Below are 24,032 nucleotides of genomic sequence, written 5' to 3'. Positions count from 1 at the left end.
TTAAAATTTATCTTTGACAATGATCTAAAATACGTAATAACCATTTGAAATGTATCATTGTGATACTACTTTTAATGTGGATAATTAAGGAGAATTAATATGTTTGGTTCATTCAACACATTCGGTCATATGGCAACAAAGATATCTCTGAAGTTAAATAATTTTGTAAGTATATTTGTAAGAATATACCAAAATTAAATATCTACATCTGTGCATAAAATAATTTTCAGAGATATCTATTGTGGATCACATCTTATAATCAGGATTTTTTTATAATGAATATTTGTTATGAAATCGTAAGAATGTTTTGTATTCTCATTGTCTTTATCCCTATATATGCTATTGGTTTTTAAAAGTGGTAGTTACAGTTGGAAAGTAAATATAAAATAAACTTTATATACAGTAATTCTTTTCATTATTTCTGATATTTTGGTTTAATTAATTATTAATAAACTTATTCTTTTTTAAATAAGGGAATACAAAATAAAAAACATTTAAAGCGATAATCAATAAAGCACCTTCATCTCCCTTTTTATATGATATTTTTTAGTGCCTTTGTGCTTTTATAAAAAGCTCTATACCGCAATAGTCTTTGCCATATTTGAATATCCTAAAAGCATAAAATACCTTTTTAAGAAAAACGTATCAGATTTAAAAATTGACTATTCTAATCTTTGTCATTTAGTCTAACCTCATAATGAAAAGCTTTTGGGAAAACTCTGCCACAAATATAACCATACAAAAATACAGAGGCAGATTTTTCCAAACAATAAAAAGAGGGAAACATGACTGAAAAAATTTATCCAATATCAGAAGAGATCAAAAAAAATACTTTACTCGATGAGGAAACTTATCAACAATGGTATCGAGAAAGCATCAATGATCCAGAAAGCTTCTGGGCCAAACATGGTCAACGCATTGAATGGTTTAAACCTTTTACAAAAGTAAAAAACACTTCTTTTAACGGAGATGTCTCCATTCAATGGTACGAAGATGGGATAACAAATGTTACCTATAATTGCATTGATCGCCACCTGAAAACCCATGGAGACAAAATCGCGCTCATTTGGGAAGGAGATAATCCTTATCATGATAAAAAAATAACCTATAACGAGCTTTATGAACATGTTTGTCGTTTTGCTAATCTTTTGAAAAGTCGTGGCATTAAGAAAGGCGATAAAGTAACCATTTATCTTCCTATGATTCCCGAAGCAGCCTATGCCATGCTTGCTTGTGCTCGCATTGGAGCTATTCATTCGGTTATTTTTGCTGGCTTTTCTGCTGAAGCAATAGCAGGACGCCTTGTCGATTGTGAATCAACCTTTATGATTACCGCTGATCACGGCTTGCGTGGCGGCAAAAGGATCAACTTAAAAGACAACGTTGACCATGCCATTGAGATAGCCGCGCGCCAAAACGTGCAGGTGGACCAAGTCATGGTTATACGGCGGACTTGTGGACCCATTCAATGGGTAGAGGGGCGGGATTTTTGGTACCACGAAGAGATAGCTCATGCCAAAACAGCTTGTCCAGCAGAACCCATGAATGCTGAAGATCCGCTTTTTATTCTTTATACTTCAGGCTCCACCGGCAAACCTAAAGGTGTTTTGCATACCACAGCAGGCTATCTTGTTTTTGCCTCGATGACTCACCAATATGTTTTTGATTACCACCCCGATGAAGTTTACTGGTGTACGGCTGATATTGGTTGGATAACCGGCCATTCTTACTTGGTTTATGGACCTTTATGTAATGGTGCGACCACTTTAATGTTTGAAGGCACACCAACCTTTCCTGACAAAGGCAGATTCTGGGAAATTGTCGACAAGCATCAAGTCAATACACTCTACACCGCACCAACAGCTATCCGCGCCTTAATGGGAGCAGGAAATTCGTTTGTTGAACACTCAGACAGAACATCGTTGCGTCTTTTAGGCACAGTAGGAGAACCTATTAACCCAGAAGCATGGGAATGGTTTTATCATATAATTGGAAATGACCGTTGTCCGATTCTCGATACATGGTGGCAAACGGAAACAGGAGGGCATATGATCACACCCTTGCCTGGTGCAACCCCCCTCAAAGCAGGATCGGCCACACGTCCTTTCTTTGGTGTTCAACCCCAAATTGTTGATGCCCAAGGCAATGTTTTAGAAGGTGAAGCAGAAGGCACTCTTTGTATCAGTGATTCATGGCCAGGACAAATGCGCACACTTTATAAGGATCATGAACGCTTTATTCAAACTTATTTTTCCTCCTATAAAGGAAAATATTTTTCAGGCGATAGCTGTAGGCGCGATAGCGACGGTTATTATTGGATCACAGGACGAGTTGATGACATTCTCAATGTCTCGGGGCACAGATTAGGAACCGCTGAAATTGAATCAGCTCTTGTTTCTCATCCCTCTGTATCAGAAGCAGCTATTGTGGGTTACCCGCATCCCATTAAAGGACAAGGAATTTATAGTTTTGTGACCCTCATGGAAGGAACAGCGCCAAGTGAAGAATTGCAAAAAGACCTTATCAAGCATGTGAGACAAGAAATAGGCTCTATTGCCATATTGGATAAAATTCAGTTTGCTCCGCAGCTTCCCAAAACGCGATCAGGGAAAATTATGAGACGTATTTTACGAAAAATCGCTGAAAACGATTTTGATACTCTCGGAGATATTTCAACTCTTGCCGAACCACAAGTTGTTGAAGATCTGATTGCCAACCGACAAAACTAAAAAACACGACGAAATACAACATACGGTGGTTTTTGTTTTTTGCTAAAATTATCTCAGCATTATTACGAAAACCACCGAGGATAATAAAAAACAAAACAATTCATGAAAAGCTCAATCATTCTAACAACAAACGCTTTTCTTCATGAGAGGTAAGAAATAATTTAAGCCAAAACCTCAGGATTGGGATACGAACAAGAATAAGAAAGTAAGATAAAAAGAGCAACATAGCTTTTTAAAATCACCCAATGTCCACTCAGTGCAAAAAAAGCTTCTGAGTAAGAAGGAAAAATAGTTCTGATGTTTATGCTAGAATCCCTTTGAAATTCCTGCTAAAATCATAAATAAGGCTAAAAAAAGAAAGTATAAGTGATAATATTCTTGAGCAAAAATATTTATCTATAACGAGGGTGTATAAAAAATATTGAAAACCATGAAATCTAAAATAAACAAGCTTACAACAAAAATCTAAAGCAATGAAAGTAAGAGTTTTTAGAATAAATGATGCAATATAAAATCAGGAGTAATAATAAAAAGTGATTCATTTTGAAAATGTCGGCCTACGCTATGGAATGGGCCCTGAGGTCCTTCGTGATATTAGCTTTCATATTCCTCCTGGATCATTTCAATTTCTCACAGGTGCCTCTGGAGCAGGGAAAACGTCGCTGATGCGTCTTATGTTTTTGGCACTCAAACCCACCCGCGGTCATATTGATCTCTTTGGAACAGACACAGCATTACTCAAACGACAAGAGCTCCCTGCGCTGCGACAACGTATTGGGGTGGTTTTTCAAGATTTTCGTTTACTCGACCACATGACCACTTATGAAAATGTCTCCTTACCTTTACGCATTAAAGGACAAGAAGAAGCAACCTATCGCAGTGAAGTGGAAGATCTTCTCTGTTGGGTAGGTCTTGGAGATCATATTCATGTTTTACCACCGGTTCTTTCCGGTGGGGAAAAACAAAGGGTAGCCATTGCACGCGCACTCATTGATCAACCTGAAATTCTACTTGCCGATGAACCCACCGGAAATGTCGATCCGCCCTTGGCAAAACGCCTCCTCCGTTTGTTTATTGAATTAAACCGTTTTGGAACGGCTGTTATCATTGCCACCCATGATATTGCCTTAATGGAACAAGTTGCAGCACGGCGTATGCTTCTCCATAACGGACGGATGACGATTCATGAATAAGTCTTTCCCCATTTTTACAAGCAATAAAAAAAATACAACAGCGATTATTCCCAGTGGTAATATTTCTGGAAAAGCATTAGTTGCCGTGATTGCTATTATGACATTTCTTTCAAGCCTCACCTTAATCGGTGTTGATTTGGTCCAACGTGCCGCCCAAAATTGGAGTAATCAGATTAGCTATGAAGCAACAATACAAATACGCCCCATTGACAATGTTGATATCAACAAAGCACTCCGTGATGCCGTACAATTGGTTAAAACATTTTCTGGTGTACAAGATGCAAAAATTGTTGACCAAAAAGCTACAGAAAAGTTACTGGAGCCATGGCTTGGAACAGGCTTCAATGTCAATGAACTACCCCTTCCCCGCCTCATCATTGTGACCCTGAATGGGGATGAAAAAATCAATTTTGCAGCCATTAATCACGCCATTAAAACCCAAATTCCAGGAGGTCAATTTGATGATCACCGTGTTTGGGTTCATCGTTTTGCGACCATGGCACACACCACTGTTTTCATTGGTTTTTCAATTTTAGCATTGGTTTTAGGCTCTCTTATCCTCACCATCATTTTTGCCACCCGCAATGCATTGGCAGAAAATACACATATTATCAATGTCTTATATTTCCTTGGTACTGAAACTCTTTTCATTGCTCGCCAATTTGACTGGCATTTTTTTAAAACTGCGCTGCGTGGTGCTTTATATGGTGGTCTCACAAGCATATTTCTATTTTCAGCCTTTTGTCTCTGGACGAATTATAACTTGGGAAGAGTAGAAGCTAGCCAAGTAACAGCTTTGTTTGGACATCTTTCCATAAGTTCCATCCCCTACGGAAAAATCATTTTTCTTATTATTTTCGTTTCTTTTCTTACCACCCTTACAAACCGCATGACTATTTTAGCGCAACTGAAAAAAATTGATCAATGTGAAAACGGTTTATTTTAATTTTATGACTTACAATACTTTCAACTCATTGACGCAAAACAATTTAGAACGTCCTCTTCCAAAACGGACCCACTATAATAATTGGTCTCCCTGCTTTTTATTTCGCTATTTTCCACCGACAACCCTTACTCTTTCAATCATTGTTTTAATTTTCTGGGGCGGTTTTATTATTTTTTCTGAAAAAACTGAACGACTTTCTCCCCCAACACCTCTCCCCAAAGCGGATGCCATTATCGTGCTTACAGGCGGAGAAAACCGAATAGAGACAGGACTTAATCTCTTACAAAGGGGGTTTGGTTCACGTCTCCTCATCAGTGGCGTAAACACCACAACCAATCTGAAAAGTCTCATGCACAACATGCATATTACCCCACGGCTTATCTCCTGTTGTATTGACATCGGACATCAAGCGATTAACACCAGAGGAAATGCTAAAGAAAGCGCCGATTGGATCAAAAAACACCACTATAAAACCCTTTATATCGTCACCCATGATTACCATGTGTGGCGCTCAATGCGAGAACTTAAATATTTAATGCCTGATATCCATTTCATTGCCTATCCTGTTAAAAAGAACAATGCTGAAAGTGCAATACAACAGATCAATCAAATCCGCATTCTTATATTCCAATATATTAAAACGCTCCAAGTCTATATCAGAACCGCATTCTAATCTTTATCCTTCTGACTTTTTAAAAACCTTGCCATCTTCTGACCTCTTCATACCTTTCTTTCATACCCTTCCACACGAGTTGCCTCTATAAAAACTCGACAGAGCTTACCCTCATACAACGCAGAACATCCCAATGCACGTGTCACTGTATTTGCACGTTCACCCAAAACATCTCTTACATCCCAAACATATCTCACAGCGCGGATCTGTACATGCCATCCCAATATTATAAGCTCTTGTAAATAGAGTCCCCAGACAACTATAAGATCTCCCGACTTATTATAGGAGATCTATTGACACCACCCTCTTTACCCTTCATAAAAAATGCAAACCGCCTCACCCTATATTTTGCCACCTCCCAAGTATTACGATAGCTCTTAAACCTCTTGGGATGATTGGTAAGAGGCATGCATTACGCCTTTCTTAAACACGAACATACCAACCTCGTATGACATGCAAAGAAGTAATTTTAATAGATTTAAAATGAGAAAATTTATAATACTTAGATTTCTCATTCAACAGAGAGAATGTTAAACTATCATTATAAGTCAATATATTAGTAACAATCTCTTATTCTAAAAAGCATCTTCATAAGAGCATTTTAGATCACAGATAGAAATAAGCTCAAAACGCACACCGCGACAAATACCCTACGTTTTTTATCGCAATCTTTTTTGAAATCATTTCGCTCTCTAAGATCACCTTTTGTCTGGTTTCCTCTCCCAAAAAGAACGAAAACTTTTAAACTCTATTGATCTGTAAACAATAATAACTCAGCTTCTTGTCTAACGCGTTCCACCTGCTCACTTCAATATCAGAACACCTCAAAAGACAGATTTCATGAGAATTGTCATTTCCTCTCAACATCTCAAAAGGCGACGATTCTTATTAGCAACGATTTGTAAACAATCCACTTTCTCTGGACAGGTTCCACTCAGCTTCTCCATTTATATGGTTTACTCACATAAAGCTCGATAAGAAAACCCTGCCTGAGAATATTCATCACTGCCGCTAAAGCTCATGCGTCATAATTTTAGCGACCTCACTGCCTAAGGTGCTTTATCACATACAATATATTGATTTATAATGAAAATTTATTACGCTACAACTTGAATGAGAGCTCTCAATATCATCAGATTCTCTCATTTCAAATCTGTTCTCTATTGAATCAATCAAAACCATTTTCTTGCACATCACAAAGGAAGAGAGCCTGCGCAGCGTAAAACTGTACAAGAAAGACATGCCTCTTATGGACTTGTCTCAAGTGCCAAGGGCTGTCGCAATACCCACGAGCTGGCAAGGTGTATGATAGTGCCAGTTTGTTACGACTCAACACTTTTTTACCGCACAATGGATAATTTAACCTTTTCAGTTTCTCTCACTTCCAATTTTGGCAGGTTGCGCACAATTTTCATTGTTTCCAAGCTTACAGTAATAACCCGCTGAAACAATTCCAATGGATAAGCTGGATTACCCACCGTTTCAACAGCATAGCGATTGGCATCATTCACAATCCCACTCGCTTTATCCGTTTTGACAACCTGCCGCTCCATAACCCATTCAAGAGCAGGCCTGCCATTGATCACATACTCATAAGCTTCAAGAGGAATATTCTGCATCGTGATATGCGCATTATAAATCACTGTGCTTTTGTCAATAGCACCACGCTTACCAGCAAATTTCATTGCTTCAACACGATAAAAACTCTTCTCATCAGAAATCACCCAAGTTCTTGGATCACCCTGTTTATAGGTAACGGGATAGGGTTCAACTTCTTCATAATTCATATGCAAATCACCAAGCTTTCGCCCCGCTGTAACAAAAGCCCAAAAATCCTCTACCTTTTTAACTGTTGGAATACGCGGCAATTGTTTAGACAGATTATGCGCATAACGAGCACGATAATCTTCAGAATGCAAAATCCCATAAACATAATAAAACAAATCATCCTTTGTAATCATTTCACCAGGATAAGCTGCCTTAAAATAAGCCAACCCTTCATCCGTAAGAGCATCACGCCGCTGTAAACCAGTTTCTTTGCTTTCCTCTGCAAAATTTGCAAACAAATGAACCTGATTCCCTTTTTTAGCTCCTAAGGGTGCAACATCTTCATAAACATACCGTGGAAAACATTGACCAGTATCCATTGCATGAAGATTAGATAAATTCTTAGTCATCAGAACAGAAAATCCACTGCTTGCTCCAACTCCCGTAACTTGTATTACTCTGTTTTCAACCGCTTGCTTCATAGGGAATATACGCGGCATTTGATATACTCTTTCGTTAAAAGTACGGTTATAATAAAGCCATTGTTGTGTAAAAGGACGATAAAGACTTTGAACTAAGCAATTACTTTCAAATTCAGAAAACTTTCCTCTTACCAATTCCTCTTTAAGACTACTGCTCCAACTGATTTTTTGGGTATCTGTATCAACAAAATCGTTCACAGCATTTGCACGTGCTTTGCGGTCAGAATGCGCATAAACATTATTAAAACGTTCCACTTCATTGTTATAGAAAGTTATCGTGTTACGCATATTCTTCGCTAGATTTTCACGGCTTGAATTATATGCCCAGGCATCGCGAGTAGTTATAATCCCACGAGAAAACGTTTCAAAGAGCTTTTTATCACTGCCTTTCTTATCACCTAAGGCCAGAAATTTTTTAAAATCACTGTTGCGCTGATTCAGCCAATCGCCATATTCATCTGGCGTAATCATCTGCCAGCCGTGTTCACGCTTGATACCGCCAACACTACCCAACCGCTGAAGTTGAGATAATTTCTCCTTTGTCGTGAGATTATCACCAATATTGTAATAGTGAATTTTGCAATGCTCCGTGACATTTGGATTTTTAATAAATAGTGTCACAGCGATTCCTGCCATACTTCCACTTCCGAAAACATTTTGCCCTTCTCGAGCAGCTCCTTTGCTCATCATATTTTTGCGAATATCACCACGCAAATTGAAAACATAAATGCTCGAAAATTCTTCATTCAATTCTTTTCGTAATCCACTCGTAGAATATCCATTGATAAAACCTGAATTTGTCACAAAACCAATAACACCACAGTCTTTTATGCGATCACTTGCCCAACGAATGGCACGAATATAACTGTCATAAAGTCCATTAACATTGCTTGCTTTGGATTGAGCAGCATAAGTTTCACGAATGCGACGATCCAATTTAGGATAGCCAATATTCTGCGCATTGTCGTTTTCACTTTTTTGTCCAGAAGAATAAGGGGGGTTGCCAACAATAACACGAATATCCAGTTCCTTCTGGTGCGCCCGACGTGTACTGTTATCCACCAGCAAATCACTGATCAGGTCTTTTTCTTGCTCATAAAGCTGGAATGTATCGGTCAAACAAATTCCCTCAAACGGAACATAATCGCCCCCCATCAGACCATGATAGGTCGTCTCAATATTAATGGCTGCAATATAATAGGCTAAAAGCACGATTTCATTGGCATGAATTTCACGACAAAATTTGTGTTTCATCTCCTCTAGTTTTATCAAACCCGATTGTAAAAGCCGTGTGATAAAAGTCCCCGTTCCAGTAAAGGGATCCATGATGTGCACACCCGATGAGCCAAGCGTTTGCCCAAATTCTTGCTCTAATACATCATTGACAGAGTGCAAAATAAAATCCACAACCTCGACGGGGGTATAAACAATGCCTAATTTTTCTACAGTGCGTGGAAAAGCATAACGAAAAAACTTATCATAAAGCTCTACAATCAACCTCTGTTTTGCTTTTGGATCCGTAATGCCACTGGCTCGTAATTTTACACTTGCGTAAAATTTTTCCAGATCTTTGGATTCCTTATCAAGATTTGCCTCATCAAGCACATCAAGCATACGCTGCATAGCACGCGAGACAGGATTCTCACGTGTGAACTGATAGCCTTCAAACAACACCTGAAAGACAGGACGCGTGATAATATGCTGTGCCAACATCTCAATCGCATCAGCTTCTGTAACAGCATCATTTAAGTCATCACGCAGTTCTGCCACAAACCTGTCAAAGGCTTGACGCGCCTCAGTATTTGGCTCTGCCAGAATGCCTGTTAAGCGCGTGATATGATTCTTAGCAATTTCAGCAATATTGCTCGCCCAATCCTCCCAATAATCACGTGTCCCACATTTCTTAACGATCTTTGCCAAAATCGCACGAGAAAGTTCATCTACGCAGAAAGAAAGCTCCTCGTTTACCTGCTCTGTAAGAAAGCAATCATGCTCCAGACTTCCAATTCCCGCTCGTGCAGGCTGTGAGCGAACCGGAAGATTGTCTACAACAGCCGTAACAGCCTGTAACTCAGTGCTCTGCGTGACACCAATAATCTCAATCACATTGCTGATATCTTGCCCGAGGGATGCCTTATTAATCGTCGCATCAAAACGATCATCATGCGCACGCAAAGCATTTAAAATTTGCCAGATAACCCGATATTTATCATTGTTGTTCAAAGCCTGTTCCACTGGAGTATCAGGAGGAATACCAATTGGCAAAATGACATATCCCATCTTTTTACCTTCAGAGCGACGCATCACCCGCCCAACCGCTTGCACAACATCAATCTGGCTTTTGCGTGGATTTAAAAACATGATCGCATCAAGAGCCGGAACATCCACCCCCTCAGACAAACACCGAGCATTGGTCAAAATACGACAAACATCCTCACCACTATCAGCTTTCAACCAGTCAAGTAATGCACCACGATCCTTCGCATTAAAAGTGCCATCAACATGCTCAATTTCACACTTCAGAAAATGCTCATTTTCTGTATCCTCTTTCGTATAATCAAGATATTCTCTAACAACCGTAGAAAACTCATCACGCACAAGTTCAGAACTTTTAATAGTTTTACAAAACGCTAAAGCACGATGCATAGGATATAAATCCGCACCAACATCAGCCTTCATATTTTGTTTTGTCAAAGCCTTATAACAGCCAATAATCTTTGTTGCATCATCAAGAATAAGCTCAGTATCGCTATCACTAAGGCGCTTCTGAACAGCGGAACTGACCAATTTTTCGTCCATTGCTAAGACAATAACCTTATAATCTGTTAAAAGATCATTTTGTACTGCCCATGAAAAACCCCGATAAAAAAGTGTTTTACCAAAAAGCTTTTCATCATCCATAGAAGCAAGAACAGCATTAACTTCATTCGCGCGACTTTTTGCGTTATCACCAAAAATACGTGGTGTCGCTGTCATATAAAGGCGTTTCTTGGCACGAATAACATCATTGGAATGCACCTTAACAAAATTGGATTCATCCTCGCCCACCAGCGTTGCCCCTGTTGTACGGTGCGCTTCATCACAAATGATAAGATCAAATGTTGGCAAACCATAGTTTTTCTGAGCATCAGCAATCACCTGAATAGATTGATAGGTTGCAAACACCACGATCATCTTATCTGCAACACTCTTCGCCACCTGTTCTGCAAGTTTAGCAGCATCGGTTGTCGCCGGAAAAGCAAGATCAAACACATCAATTTCAGCAACATCATCACTATTTTTACGACGCTTTCCCACTTGTGTATCGGAACAAACAGCAAAAGATCTCAATCCGATTCCTGCATCCGTTGTCCATTCACGAACCGTCTGTGACATCAGTGCCAAGGAAGGAACAAGAAACAAAACAAACTTGCCTTCACCCGCCAAATCCTCAGCAATTTTAAGACTGGTAAATGTCTTACCAGTACCACAAGCCATAATAAGCTTCCCCCGATCTGCTTGAGCAAGCCCAGCACGCACATCACGCAATGCTTCCAATTGATGTGGACGGATTTTCTTTTTATCCTCCAAAACAACTTTGCCCTGGGCTGCAAAAGTTTCCCAACGGATCGGACTTTGTTGTATATCGGAAAGATTAATCCGTATAACAGGAATATCCTGCCCCCGTATCATTGTTTCAGCGTTATCACTCCAAGTACTTTCAGTACTATCTATAATAACACGCCGCTTGAATGGAGCTTTCCCTGATGCCGAAATAAAACTATCAATATCTGCTTTTTTAATTCGATAGGCTGCATCATAAAATTTACATTGGATTGCCGCAAAACCCCCTCCATCACGAAGCTTTGCCACAAGATCGATACCAGTATCACGACCATCCCAATCATTTTCATGAGCCCAATCTTTAAAGGTTTGAACCTTCTCATAACACCCAGACTGAAGAGGATCATGTGTCAGATAAGCAAGAGCAAAACGCTCAAAATATGTACCTTTATCTCGTTCGGTACGCGCTTCATCACGATAGCTCTGTAAAAGCGATTGCAGCGTCATGCTTCTCCCCAATGAAAAATACCTTCAACTATCGAATCTAAACCAATTCATTAATGCCTCTTGTTCTACCCAAAAAACTTAAAAAAAGCTTAAAATTGCTTGATTTTAAGATATTTCTTCTATGCTTAATTAAACAAGAGAGAATCTTTTGATCTTTTTGAGTATCCCCCAAATCATATGACGCATTTATTGATGTCTATATCCCTATGGAAATAAACGGTAAGGCGTGATGATTTTGAAAATATTTTTTGCCTTTTGTTAAGAATACACAATAAAGTGCGCAATAATTTTAGGATTTAGCTTAAGAATGAGAGGAGGAAATGGATAGGACACCTGCGAACACACAAGACACCAAGGAAGAAACTCCACACACAAAACAGCGCATTTTACGAACGATCATGCATATAAGTTCACTATAATACGCAAAATATTAGTCGTGATATTCAAAATATTGATTTTTGAAATATTTCTTTGTCTTTTGTTCTTTCGTAGACTAATTATTCGCTTCTTATACTTTATAGCGGGTGGTTTTAGAATTCTTTTTATATGTACAATATATTGATTTATAATGATAATATAGCGTCATTCATATTAAATTAGAACTCTGAATAACGTAAGATTTTCTCATTTCAAATCTGTTTGTCTTGAATCAATCAAAACCACCCGCTTGCACATCACAAGCGGGATGAGTGTGTGGAGAAAAACTGTACAAGAAATGACTAAAAATGGCTCTTATGAACCGCCGCCTTAATGCAAGGTCTATCGCAACACCCACGAGCTGGCAAATATAATGATGGTGCCGGCTTATTACTTCATAAGCGTAAAGATGGAGGTGCTCAATAGATTTACCATGAACAGCGTCGCAAAATAGGCTTGGATACCTTGAAAAATGTTTCTTTAAAACAAGAGTGTTAATGTGCAACACAATGGCGCTCTGTATCGAACTTGTAGCAGGAGGAAGAATACCATACCAACTAGACATACCATTGCTCATCACTAGCGCCATTATGTTCTTTAGCAGCATAACTGCAGCTTGGTATTACGATGCTCTTACTTCATCTCACATCTGCTGAATATGAGCTTATTCTTTTTCAATAAATGAAAGCCCCTTTCATTCATACATCATTCAAAATAAGAAGCTATCCGCCTCTCAAACTTTTTGTTGTCCTCACCAAACTCATGAAATCAAACCCGCATCTCACGGTATTAGTTCTTAAGATCACGCCCCCTACCGAGTATCTGACGGCATCCTTACCCTAGAAACTCAAATGGCTTGTTTATCCTTCAGCTCCAAAATCATGAGATAAGGCAGAAAAAAGCGATGCCTTAAACAAAATATTCTAAAGAAAGCTAAGTTACTCGCATAAAGGAACAGAAAATGGCTGTGTCTTAGGTCACATTTTAAAACTTGAGCACGATCATAATTTATTTGCATAAACCTAAACACCTATAATTTGCACCACCTTCTGCAAAACTAAAAGTGAGAAATCCTCATAACCTCTTTTCCGAAAATCTTAAAAAGACTAAACGAAACCTCTTAAACTGCTCAACTATCTCGATACCAGTTCATTTTTTTGGAAGAACGGAGGTTTAAGCTGTTTTTGGCATCAACCTTCTTTTTTGTTCTTTTGTTTGTTAGCAGATATACTATTCACTTCCCCCGCCTCTTTTTAGGTTAAATCTTAAGAATCGTCGCGCAGTATATTTTATTTGTCCTCCTCTTCACATCTCAGAAGACGAGAATTTTTAACAAAATTCAGTCTGCAAGCAATCTCATTCTAACGGGTTCTATTTAATTTCTCCTTAATAGGATTTACTTCCATAAGACTCGACAAGAAAGATTTAAAATATTCATCATGCATTCTCAAAACATTTAATGCCTCAAGAAGGCTTATATGCCTACCATATCTCACATGATGGGGTGCCCTATAAAACGTTCACCTCTAGTGGTACGCTCCACTTAATGAACAAAGCGTTTTCTAAAATAGAGCAGCAAATAATGCTAAACTTTTTCCATTCATGTTTCGCTTCATAAATGCTTCATCCAAGTGGAAAGCATCACGAACAAACATGCCCCAATTGATAAAGCTTAATCGCGTGAAAGAGCGACAACAGGGTCAAGCCGTGAAGCTTGCCGCGCTGGAGAAAAGCCAAAACATATTCCTATGAGGGTTGAAAAAGTAAGAGACATAATGATCGATTCAATAGTATAAACCAAATGAATAGGTGCCTTAAACAGAAGAAACAAGCCACCTATAGAAAGTCCAAGCAAGATTCCCAAACCACCACCAATCACACAAACCAAAATCGCTTCAATGAGAAATTGCTGTAAAATATCACTTTGCCGTGCACCAACTGCCATACGCACGCCGATTTCATTGATCCGCTCAGAAACAGTGACCAACATAATATTCATCACCCCTATACCCCCCACAACCAGGGAAATAGCTGCAATTGAAGAAATTAAAAGTGTTAAAATATTTGTACTCTCCATAACACGTTCACGGAAAAATTCAGAATTTCTAATGAAAAAATCCTCCCCGCCATGCCGCATAATGAGAAAACGTTTTATCATGGTCTCCGCTAAATATGAATCAATATCATCAGCAATCCTAACAATAATTGCACGAACTTCTGTTGTACCAAGAAAACGCGTCTGCACTGTTGTATAGGGTAAATAAAGCTGTAAAGTATTTGATGTATCTCCACTTGCATTATTTTGCGAATCAACAACACCAATAATACGCGCAGGAACATTACCCACATTCACCACCTTTCCAAGGGGGCTTTCATGGCTATGGGGGAAAAGAACAGACAATGCTTCTTTCTCGATCACGAGATCAACCGCCCGATCATGGACACTTTTTTGATCAAAAAACTGTCCTTTGAAAACTTTGAGCCCCTGTGTCTGAAAAAATTGTTCTCCCACCCCCGCAATAATGGCATTGACTTCAACTGCACCAAAACGCACTTTCGAGCTTGCTGAAATCTGTGGTGTCACACCAGAAACATAAGGTAATCCAGACAAGGCTTCTGCATCAGCTTCAACCAAACTGGTTATTTTTTCTGCTTGTGGATCAGAAAAACTTTTACCAGGAAAAATGGTTAATGTATTAGTACCCAAACTTTTAAAATTTTCCAGAATTTTCTCTCGTGTACCATTCCCTAAAGCCACCATAGCAATAATCGCCCCAATACCGATAATCACCCCAAGCATTGTTAGAAAAGTCCGCATGCGATGTGCATTCATTGCCAACAGAGCCATCACAAACGCCTCACGGAATCGCTCAACAAAAGAACGAAAAAAGCCCAGTTTTTGTTGGCCTTTTAGATTTTGTTGTTCCTGAAAAGATTTTCCACCAACTTTTGTTTTTGCAACCCTTGACTGCTTATCAGCAATAATTTCCCCATCACTGATTTCGATAATACGCTCTGCTCTTTCAGCCACCTGCATATCATGGGTTACAATGATAATGGTACGCCCCTCTTGATGAAGTTCATCCAAAATATGCAATACTTCTTGCCCACTCTTTTTGTCCAATGCACCAGTTGGTTCATCTGCAAGAATGACCTCCGCATTATTCATGAGCGCCCGAGCAATAGAAACACGTTGTTGCTGACCACCAGAAAGCTGATTTGGACGATGATTTATCCGATCACCCATGCCCAAACGCGTTAAAAGATCCTGTGCCCGCTGTTTCCTTGCTTCCACGGCACATCCCGCATAAATAGCCGGAATTTCAACATTACCAAGAGCTGTCAATTCATTCAACAAATGGTAACGCTGAAAAATAAAACCAAAATGATTACGTCGCAAAGCCGACAATTCATCCGCAGAAAGGGAAGCTGTTTCTTTACCAGAGATCCAATAACGACCAGAAGTTGGACGATCAAGACAGCCTAAAATATTCATCAAGGTCGATTTACCTGAACCGGAAGCACCTACAATTGCCACCATTTCACCACGTTTAATGGTAAGATTGATGTTTTTCAAAACGGTAACAAACGCTTCGCCCGCAGGAAATTTGCGCACAATATTTTCCAAGACGAAGACAGCATCTGCTTGATTTGTGCTCATGCTTTAACTCTCGTCTTCGCTGTGCATGTGAGAAGACTCTGGCATCACTCCATCAGACGAACTAGTGACGACGACATCACCCTCGTTAAGTCCTGAAACAATCTCTGCCATAACCTTATTATTCAACCCAACGCTCACCTGTTTAGTAACCACCTTATTTTCCCCCACCAAAACAGAAACCCATGCTTTACGCTCTCTTGTCTCATCGCGTAAAGCATCACTTGGAACCAACAAGACATTCTGCGCGCGCCCTAAGATAATATGAACTTGAGCAGTCATATAGGTTCGCAAAAAATTGTCCGCATTATCAACATGTAGAATTCCATTGTAATAGATAGCCGATGATATTAAAGCACTAGAACCACTCACCATACCAGGATTAATACTCACATCAGCACGAATTGCTTCAGGAGCCGGCTCTACTTTTTCTAAAACGCCTTCATAACGACGCTGTGAATTACCTAGAACTGTAAAATAAAGTGGTTGTCCAGCTCGGACTTTAAGAACATCTGCTTCTGAGATTTGCGCCTTGATCGTCATCTTTGATAAATCACCCAAAATAACAATCGTTGGCGCCGACTGAACCGCATTCACATTCTGCCCTTCTTCCACAACTGTTGCCAAAACCGTTCCCGCTGAAGGGGCAGTGATGCGTGTATAACCTAAATTAACCTCTGCACTCTCCACATCAATTTGTGCTTGCACAATCTGCTGACGAAGTTGTTCAATTTGCGCCTCGCGTATTTTCACCTGTGTCGTAGCCTCATCGAGGTTCGCACGTGAAACCGCACGTGTTTCAATCATTTTTTTCTGACGCTCTAAATTTTTCTGTGCAAGAGAAAGATAGGCTTCTTGTTCTATCAAACTCGCATAATAATGCGATAATGCTGCTTTTTTTCTTTTTAAATCATTTTCCTGATCTGTAGGATCAATTTCTGCCAAGAGATCGCCTTCTTTCACAACACTCCCAGGGGAAACATGCATTGACACCACACGCCCTGTTGCTCGCGCACCAACAGCCACCAACCGGTAAGGACGTACAAGACCAGAAGCTAAAACACTTTCCTCAATATCCCCACGTTTCACCACCGCTGTTATATAAGTTGGAGTAGATGTTCCAAAAAAAACAGAACGTAACCATAACAACAAGAGAATGAGAAATATAGCAGTTAAAAAGAAGGAAAGTTTTTTGTGTTTTGTAATGAAATTTTTGAGTAAGTTTTTTTTCATTTCCCTACCTTTGCACGCGAACGAGGTGCATTATCAACGACTTCTGGACGCGATACATCAACAACGCCATCCCAGCCCCCCCCCAATGCTTTCATCAACGTGATATATTGCGTAACCAAAGAAACACGGCTATCTTTAAGCGCCATTTGTGCAGAATAATAAGAGCGATCAGCATTTAACAATTCAAGAAAACTAGTATTTCCATTCTCAAAAAGGTTCCGTGAAAGTTTTAAGGAATGAAGAGAAGCTTTATTCGCAACGATTAGCTTTTCTAAGCGTTGATGTTCCTTCGTTAATCTTACAAGCGCATTTTCTACATCTTCTAAAGCTTCCAACACAGCAGCTCGATAAGTAATAAAAGCTTGATCACGCTGCGCGCGCGCTACCGCAATAGAAGCCTCGACCTGACCTCCATTAAAAAGAGGAAAACGAAGACCAGGTCCAAAAGACCAGCCAATCGTTGAATTTTTCCATAATTGATCAATTGCCGTTGCTGCTGTCGAAATATTACCTGTTAAAGTAAGTGATGGATAACGATCTGCTTCACGTTGACCAATCCGTGCTGTCGCTTGCGCATATTGACGCTCTGCCCGTCGTAAATCCGGACGTGTTAACAAAATATCGGCTGGAATTCCTGCTGGTATCGGCCAGCGTGGTTGTGGAATCTTTGCATGCTTAGCATTTTTTTGTAAAAGATCCTTCAATGCCGTAGGCACACGACCAGTTAAGACAGAAAGGCGATGAACGCTCATTGCTAAATTCGCTTCCATCTGTGATATATCTGCTTCTGTATTTGCCATTTGTGCTTGCGCATTTGAAACATCAAGCTCAGAAACATCACCAGCTGTTAATCTAGCGCGCATCAGTTCATAAGTTTTACGTTGTGATACAGCAATTTGCCGCACAATAAACAACTTTTGTTGCCAACCACGCATTTGCACATAATTTGTTGCCACATCTCCTAGTAATGTCACCATGGTAGCGCGCATATCTTCCACAGCCGCATCAAGGCCATAACGCGCCGCTTCAACCGCACGTTTATGCCCACCAAAAAAATCAAGCTCCCAGCTTGCATCAAAACCACTACTATACTGGTTGAACAATGCATCAGACTGTCCAGAACGACTACGGGTTCCTGAAATTGAATTGGACACATTTGGCAAAAGAGTTCCCACAACCTGTCCTAAACCCGCACGCGCCTCACGTACCCGAGCTTTGGCAACAGCAACATTATTATTTCCAGAAATCGCGTAATCCATTAACGCATCTAGAACAGGATCATTCAAATGCCGCCACCATCCGGCAAGCGCAACGGGCTGCCCAGCAGTCTGTGCAGATTTTTCTCCCCAAACTGCTGGAACACGAAAAGATGTTTTCTGGTAATTAGGACCAACCATACATCCTGACAAAAGCAAACACAACAAGACACTAAAAAATAATCCACGAGAAGCGCCCCATTTGAGATTTCTGATATACATCCAGTCTCCCGCATTCTTTCAGAATCATTATTTAATATTAATACTTTATTTACCTCTTATTTCAAACTTGACGTGAAAAATCAAATACAGTTTGCACAGGAATATGATCTGAAGGACGTTCCCATCCGCGCGCATCACGAAAAATCGAAAGATCTACAACAAAAGGGGCTAAATCTTGAGAAGACCAAACATGGTCAAGCCGCCGCCCATAATCGGTAAATGCCCAATCGCGAGCACGATAACTCCACCATGTGTAAAGCTTGGTAGGAACAGGAATATGCAACCGCATCAGATCAACCCATCCACCTTGACAACACAAATCCTGTAAACGCTCGGTTTCAATGGGAGTATGGCTTACAACCTTCAACAATTGCTGATGAGACCAAACATCCTCTGCCAAAGGAGCAATATTTAAATCTCCCACCAAAAGAGAAGAAAGACCATCGCCTTGATCCGCACGAATGGAGGACATTTCTTCTAAAAAATCAAGCTTATGACGAAACTTTTCATTCACATCAGCATCAGGGATATCTCCCCCAGCAGGAACATAAAAATTATGAATCCGCAAGCTTCTCCCATGGGCTTCCACAATAACTGAGATATAACGGCAATCTTGGTTTTGGCAAAAAAAACGCTTTTCTACCTTTTTAAAAGGCAAACGAGAAACAATAGCCACCCCGTTATAAGATTTTTGTCCACTCAATGCGATATGCTTATAACCCGCTGCTTCAAAAGCCTCCACTGGAAATAAAGCATCTGGACATTTTGTTTCCTGTAGACACAAAACATCTGCGGAAAAGAGTTCCAAATACTGAAAAACCTGTGCAAGACGCAAACGAATAGAATTAATATTCCAAGTCGCAATACGAAAGAACATTTGTTTTAATCCCAATGACGTAACACTCTTTCTTCATTTCTTCGAAGGAAGTGTGAACATCCCATTAGCGAACCGGACGTCTGTCCGCACATTCATAATCTGCACAGTAGTTTCCAAATTTTGTTGGTCAACAATTGTCCACTGTCGCAAAGCAGAGCCTTTAGAATCAAAAACCATCCTTATTTGCCCTGCCCCAATCGTCTGATCACGCAGAACAATCGTCACGGCCCCTGGATCTTCGCGAAATGCGAACAAGCGCCCAGAAGATACATCAATTTTATCATCCAACAGAAATTTCATTGGCGTTTGCGAAAGTTGTGAAAAGTTCCAAGTATTCAAAGCCCGATTGTTAATGCCCACAAATTGACCATCTGCAATAATCTGTAAAGGCATTTTCTTGTAAATAAAACGAATTTTCCCTGGACGCTCTAGATAAAACGTTCCTTGAGACATCTTTCCCTTTGGACTAAATTGAATAAAATCACCTGTCATTGTTTTGATTGCCGCAAAATGGTTCACAACATTCTGCGCCTTTGCCACTTTATTAGAGGCTTGCGAAAAAGCAGGAACAGTTAAACACCAAAAGATAATAATTCCCACCAACCCAAAGACTCTTCTTTGCAGTAAAAAAGACGTTTTCATAAAAAATGCTCCCAAGCAATACTTAATTGACTTTATAATTCATAACTTAAGTGATCAACGACGAATAAATACCCTTCTTTATAAGATAAAGATATTGTTTGAAAAAAATATCAAAAGATTTTTAAAAGTATTCTTCTTCGACAGTCTCCAAAACTTTTCGCTTACCCATATCATTAGCTGGACTAATGGTGCCTTCTTCTTCCATCCTTTCGATCAATGTGGCGGCACGATTATAACCAATGCCTAAACAACATTGAATATAAGAAGTTGAAGCCTTACGATCACGAAGCATAATAGCAACAGCTTGACAATAGGAATCATCTGCTAAAGAAAAAACTAAAGAAACATCCTTTTTTATTTCTTGCGGTATCGTTTCCAAATAACCAGTCTGCGTTTAAGTTTCCGAAATCATCAAATTTTCCTGCTTTTCTGCTGATTTTCTAAACGCATAATATATTCTTTCCCACCCCTAATCTATGAAGCAACATAAATTATAGTCAATACATAATGGATTAAGGACTAAACATATTACTCGCGAACCTGAAAGCTCTTTTAAGTGTCAAAAATGCTTTTTTGACTTCCTTCCCACCCAAAAGAATAAAAATCTTCATCCGAACCACTCTGTAAACAGTTTGGAGTTTAGCAAATTTCACTTAGCTTCCCACCCCATATAATTCATTTATATTAAGACTCGACAGATCAGCCTTGCCCTAAATATTTAGAACGCACTTAAAAAGACACTAAAATATCAAGTCTTACATGCTTTTACACCCCTATACTCGCAATAACATTATTTTATACCAAGATATTGATTTATAATAATTTATCTTTTTAACTTAAATCATAACGCCAAAGACAATAAGATTCTCTCATCACATACTCTCTCATATTGAATCAATTCAAATCATTTGCTTGCACGTTACAAACAAGGTTGGTGTATGGATAAAAGTTATATAAGATAAAGAATCCCCTTATAAGGAGTCTCAAGTACCAAAGAGCTATCGCAAATTGAGAGCTGGTATATGAAAATGCAGACTTTCTACGATACAATAGGATAAACACTTGTTTTACAAGGTATTATAAAAAACAACTATAAAGATTTTTCAAAAGCGCTCTTCTTCAGCAGGCACTAAAATTTCTCGTTTCCCTGCGTGATTTGCTGGACTAATAATACCTTCTTCTTCCATCCTCTCAATCAATGTCGCAGCGCGGTTATAACCAATGCCTAAACGGCGTTGAATATAAGAGGTCGAAGCCTTACGATCACGAAGCACAATAGCAACAGCTTGACTATAGGGATCATCTTCTGAAGGAGAAGACAAAGAAACATCAGCACCATCCTCTTCAACTTCTTGCGTAATTGTTTCTAAATAATCCGGTCGTGCTTGCGCTTTGAGATGCGCAACAACCTGCTCCACTTCATCATCCGCAACAAAAGGCCCATGCACACGCTGAATACGTCCTCCTCCCATCATAAAGAGCATATCTCCTTGTCCCAATAATTGCTCGGCCCCCTGTTCGCCTAAAATTGTTCGGCTATCAATTTTTGAACTCACAGAAAAAGAAATACGTGTAGGAAAATTGGCTTTGATCGTCCCAGTAATAACATCGACAGAAGGACGCTGTGTCGCCATAATTACATGGATACCGGCAGCACGTGCCATTTGTGCTAAACGTTGAACCGCTCCTTCAATATCTTTACCAGCAACCATCATCAAATCAGCCATTTCATCAATAATGACAACAATATAGGGCATAGGACTAAAATCAAGTGTTTCCGTTTCATAAAGAGGCTCACCAGTCTCGCGATCAAATCCAACTTGAATTGTCCGCACCATTGTCTCTCCCTGACTTGCAGCTTCCCTAAGACGTGCATTAAACCCATCAATATTACGAACGCCTAGTTTTGACATTTTACTATAGCGTTCTTCCATTTCACGAACAGCCCACTTTAAAGCAATCACGGCTTTTTTAGGATCTGTCACCACGGGTGTTAATAAATGGGGAATGCCATCATAAACCGAAAGCTCAAGCATTTTCGGGTCCACCATAATGAGACGACATTGTTCAGGTGTCATACGATAAAGCAATGATAAAATCATTGTATTGATAGCAACAGACTTTCCCGATCCTGTTGTACCAGCAACCAAAAGATGGGGCATTTTTGCTAAATCTGCAACAACAGCTTCCCCCCCGATTGTCTTACCCAAAGCAAGTCCTAGCTTTGCTTTGCTGTCAATAAATTCTTGCGCCTGCAACATTTCTCGTAAATAAACCATCTCACGCTTTGCATTGGGCAATTCTATTCCAATAACATTACGTCCTGGAACCACCGCAACACGCGCCGAAATCGCACGCATCGAGCGTGCAATATCATCTGCCAAACCAATGATACGGGAAGACTTAATGCCTGCAGCCGGTTCAAATTCATACAAAGTTACCACCGGTCCAGGACAAGCATCTATAATTTTGCCTTTGACCCCAAAATCTAACAAAACCCCTTCAAGCTCCTGAGAATTTGCTCTTAAAACAGCAGGAGAAAGTTTTGCATCCTTAACAGACGGTGGTGGAACCGAAAGATAATCTACAAGAGGAAGAACAAAACCACCCTTTGAAGAAGCTGTTAAAGACTTTCGATTTTTAACAGGAGAAACATAGGCTTTATTTTGATTTTCCTCACACTTTACTTTTTCACCTAAAAAAGTTGGCTCAATCCGATCAAATGGCTTTCCTTGCCCTTTACTCTGAAAACGCCTTTTGAAACAGAATAAACGAAAAAAACGCGCTTGTAAAAAATAAAAAAGATGCAAAAGAGCGCCACAAGTTGTCGCAAAAAAACCATGATTTTCACGATCCTCCTCTGCGGCATATTCCGTATCTTCTTCCAACTCAAAGACTGGATTAACGATTTCGTCTTTTGGAATGCTTTTTTCTTTTCTTTTCTTTGTTCGACGCCGCCATATCACATTACCAGCAAAAGCAGCGGTGAAAAAACCTAAAAGAATAAAAACAACACTGAAAAACACCGTGTAAGGAGGAGAAAGAAAAAGAGGAAAGACTGAAGAAGCAACACTTAAAACTTTATCTCCTAAAACCCCTCCCAATCCCATTGGCAATGGCCAATAAGTAAAAGAAGCAACAGGTGACATAAGGGCAAAAGCAATTAAAAAACAAATCGTTGATAGCACCCATAAAAAAAAGCGCAAAGTCAAATTGTAGATATTCTTTTGCGCCAACAAGAGAAAAGACCAAAATAACGGTGGCAACAAAACAGAAAGACTTGCCAAGCCAAAAAACTGCATAATAAAATCTGAAAAAATTGCCCCCATCCACCCCATAAGGTTTGTAACCTCATTTGTACTTGCATGGGTTAAAGATGGATCCGCAACATTCCACGTCGCCAAAGCAAACACACAAAAAATAATAAAGCCCAAAAGCCCGAGCCCAATAAATACTCCTATCTGACGTAAAAACATCTCAATAAGACGCGAACCTTGAGAATTTCGCACTTCTAATGAATCATAAGGAGAAGAACTTCGGTGCATCTATCAATTCCAAATACAAAACTTTCATATTTTAAAGAGTTATAACTCCCTCTCTCTCTTAAAAAAGAATGAAGCTTAAACTCTGTGCCGATTTGTAAACAAATCGCCTGTAAACAATCCGACTTCTTATCTAGCGCGTTCTACCTTCTAACCACTTCATATCATTCATATACCCACCACCCTAAGAGACAATCGTTCATAAGGCGCACAAAAAGCTCTCCCTGAATATTTATCAAACGATCAACCAAAAAACACCTCATGTGTAAAGTGTTACATGGGTGCTATAAGCACCTTCCTAAACAAATAATATTTTTTACGCTACACCATGATAACAGCAAAATA

11 protein-coding genes and 2 pseudogenes are annotated in these 24,032 nt (G+C 39.5%); 5 read left to right on the top strand and 8 right to left on the bottom strand.

Annotation, left to right across the window (positions count from 1 at the left end; translation table 11 throughout):
* The first annotated feature begins 785 nt into the window (after positions 1 to 785).
* From acs to ACFIMP_RS03675, 4 genes are all read left to right on the top strand, one after another.
* A complete protein-coding gene (gene acs, locus ACFIMP_RS03690; RefSeq protein WP_375686001.1) occupies positions 786 to 2,729 on the top strand; it encodes an acetate--CoA ligase in 1,944 nt (647 codons plus the stop codon).
* 533 nt (positions 2,730 to 3,262) lie between these two features.
* Positions 3,263 to 3,922: a cell division ATP-binding protein FtsE gene (gene ftsE / locus ACFIMP_RS03685; protein ID WP_273723097.1), complete on the top strand. Its 660-nt coding sequence runs from the start codon at positions 3,263 to 3,265 to the stop codon at positions 3,920 to 3,922.
* A complete protein-coding gene (locus tag ACFIMP_RS03680) occupies positions 3,915 to 4,868 on the top strand; it encodes a cell division protein FtsX (RefSeq protein WP_375613168.1) in 954 nt (317 codons plus the stop codon). Before ftsE ends, ACFIMP_RS03680 begins: the two co-directional genes overlap by 8 nt.
* 4 nt (positions 4,869 to 4,872) lie before the next feature.
* Positions 4,873 to 5,541, top strand: a complete 669-nt coding sequence (locus tag ACFIMP_RS03675) for a YdcF family protein (protein ID WP_375677816.1) — start codon at positions 4,873 to 4,875, stop codon at positions 5,539 to 5,541.
* Between the two features lie 1,340 nt (positions 5,542 to 6,881).
* Here ACFIMP_RS03675 and ACFIMP_RS03670 read toward each other — a convergent pair.
* Positions 6,882 to 11,840 (bottom strand): DEAD/DEAH box helicase, encoded by a 4,959-nt coding sequence (locus ACFIMP_RS03670; RefSeq protein WP_375686000.1) that lies wholly within the window; start codon positions 11,838 to 11,840, stop codon positions 6,882 to 6,884.
* 725 nt (positions 11,841 to 12,565) lie between these two features.
* Here ACFIMP_RS03670 and ACFIMP_RS03665 point away from each other — a divergent pair.
* Positions 12,566 to 12,752 (top strand): annotated as a pseudogene (locus ACFIMP_RS03665) (integrase); the annotation flags it as partial.
* Positions 12,753 to 13,929: 1,177 nt separating this feature from the next.
* Here ACFIMP_RS03665 and ACFIMP_RS03660 read toward each other — a convergent pair.
* The 7 genes and pseudogenes from ACFIMP_RS03660 to ACFIMP_RS03630 form a co-directional block, all read right to left on the bottom strand.
* Entirely contained in the window at positions 13,930 to 15,918 is a 1,989-nt protein-coding gene (locus tag ACFIMP_RS03660; RefSeq protein ID WP_375674775.1) for a MacB family efflux pump subunit, read from the bottom strand.
* A gap of 3 nt (positions 15,919 to 15,921) precedes the next feature.
* Positions 15,922 to 17,148 carry an efflux RND transporter periplasmic adaptor subunit gene (locus ACFIMP_RS03655; RefSeq protein ID WP_375638250.1) on the bottom strand — a complete coding sequence of 409 codons (1,227 nt, stop codon included), beginning with the start codon at positions 17,146 to 17,148 and terminating at the stop codon, positions 15,922 to 15,924.
* Positions 17,145 to 18,626 carry an efflux transporter outer membrane subunit gene (locus tag ACFIMP_RS03650; RefSeq protein ID WP_375613163.1) on the bottom strand — a complete coding sequence of 494 codons (1,482 nt, stop codon included), beginning with the start codon at positions 18,624 to 18,626 and terminating at the stop codon, positions 17,145 to 17,147. The genes ACFIMP_RS03655 and ACFIMP_RS03650 overlap by 4 nt, the downstream gene beginning before the upstream one ends.
* Before the next feature lie 61 nt (positions 18,627 to 18,687).
* Positions 18,688 to 19,503, bottom strand: a complete 816-nt coding sequence (locus tag ACFIMP_RS03645; RefSeq protein WP_375611707.1) for an exodeoxyribonuclease III — start codon at positions 19,501 to 19,503, stop codon at positions 18,688 to 18,690.
* A gap of 33 nt (positions 19,504 to 19,536) precedes the next feature.
* Positions 19,537 to 20,145 (bottom strand): LolA family protein, encoded by a 609-nt coding sequence (locus ACFIMP_RS03640; protein ID WP_375649754.1) that lies wholly within the window; start codon positions 20,143 to 20,145, stop codon positions 19,537 to 19,539.
* 121 nt (positions 20,146 to 20,266) lie between these two features.
* A pseudogene (locus ACFIMP_RS03635) lies at positions 20,267 to 20,527 on the bottom strand (DNA translocase FtsK); the annotation flags it as partial.
* Between the two features lie 721 nt (positions 20,528 to 21,248).
* The gene (locus ACFIMP_RS03630; RefSeq protein ID WP_375649746.1) at positions 21,249 to 23,690 is read right to left on the bottom strand and encodes an FtsK/SpoIIIE family DNA translocase; all 2,442 of its coding nucleotides are present in this window, start codon (positions 23,688 to 23,690) and stop codon (positions 21,249 to 21,251) included.
* Positions 23,691 to 24,032: the final 342 nt, after the last annotated feature.

Source organism: Bartonella sp. AP65SXKL, assembly GCF_042195725.1.
Taxonomy (GTDB): domain Bacteria; phylum Pseudomonadota; class Alphaproteobacteria; order Rhizobiales; family Rhizobiaceae; genus Bartonella.
The sequence above is the reverse complement of the archived record's forward strand: the minus strand, read 5'-3'. Positions and strand labels throughout refer to the sequence as shown.

Excerpts from the sequence above, each read along its gene's own strand:
- acs (WP_375686001.1), top strand. The coding sequence starts at position 786 with ATGACTGAAAAAATTTATCCAATATCAGAAGAGATCAAAAAAAATACT.
- ACFIMP_RS03680 (WP_375613168.1), top strand. The coding sequence starts at position 3,915 with ATGAATAAGTCTTTCCCCATTTTTACAAGCAATAAAAAAAATACAACA.
- ACFIMP_RS03675 (WP_375677816.1), top strand. The coding sequence starts at position 4,873 with ATGACTTACAATACTTTCAACTCATTGACGCAAAACAATTTAGAACGT.
- ACFIMP_RS03670 (WP_375686000.1), bottom strand. The coding sequence starts at position 11,840 with ATGACGCTGCAATCGCTTTTACAGAGCTATCGTGATGAAGCGCGTACC.
- ACFIMP_RS03660 (WP_375674775.1), bottom strand. The coding sequence starts at position 15,918 with ATGAGCACAAATCAAGCAGATGCTGTCTTCGTCTTGGAAAATATTGTG.
- ACFIMP_RS03655 (WP_375638250.1), bottom strand. The coding sequence starts at position 17,148 with ATGAAAAAAAACTTACTCAAAAATTTCATTACAAAACACAAAAAACTT.
- ACFIMP_RS03650 (WP_375613163.1), bottom strand. The coding sequence starts at position 18,626 with ATGTATATCAGAAATCTCAAATGGGGCGCTTCTCGTGGATTATTTTTT.
- ACFIMP_RS03645 (WP_375611707.1), bottom strand. The coding sequence starts at position 19,503 with ATGTTCTTTCGTATTGCGACTTGGAATATTAATTCTATTCGTTTGCGT.
- ACFIMP_RS03640 (WP_375649754.1), bottom strand. The coding sequence starts at position 20,145 with ATGAAAACGTCTTTTTTACTGCAAAGAAGAGTCTTTGGGTTGGTGGGA.
- ACFIMP_RS03630 (WP_375649746.1), bottom strand. The coding sequence starts at position 23,690 with ATGCACCGAAGTTCTTCTCCTTATGATTCATTAGAAGTGCGAAATTCT.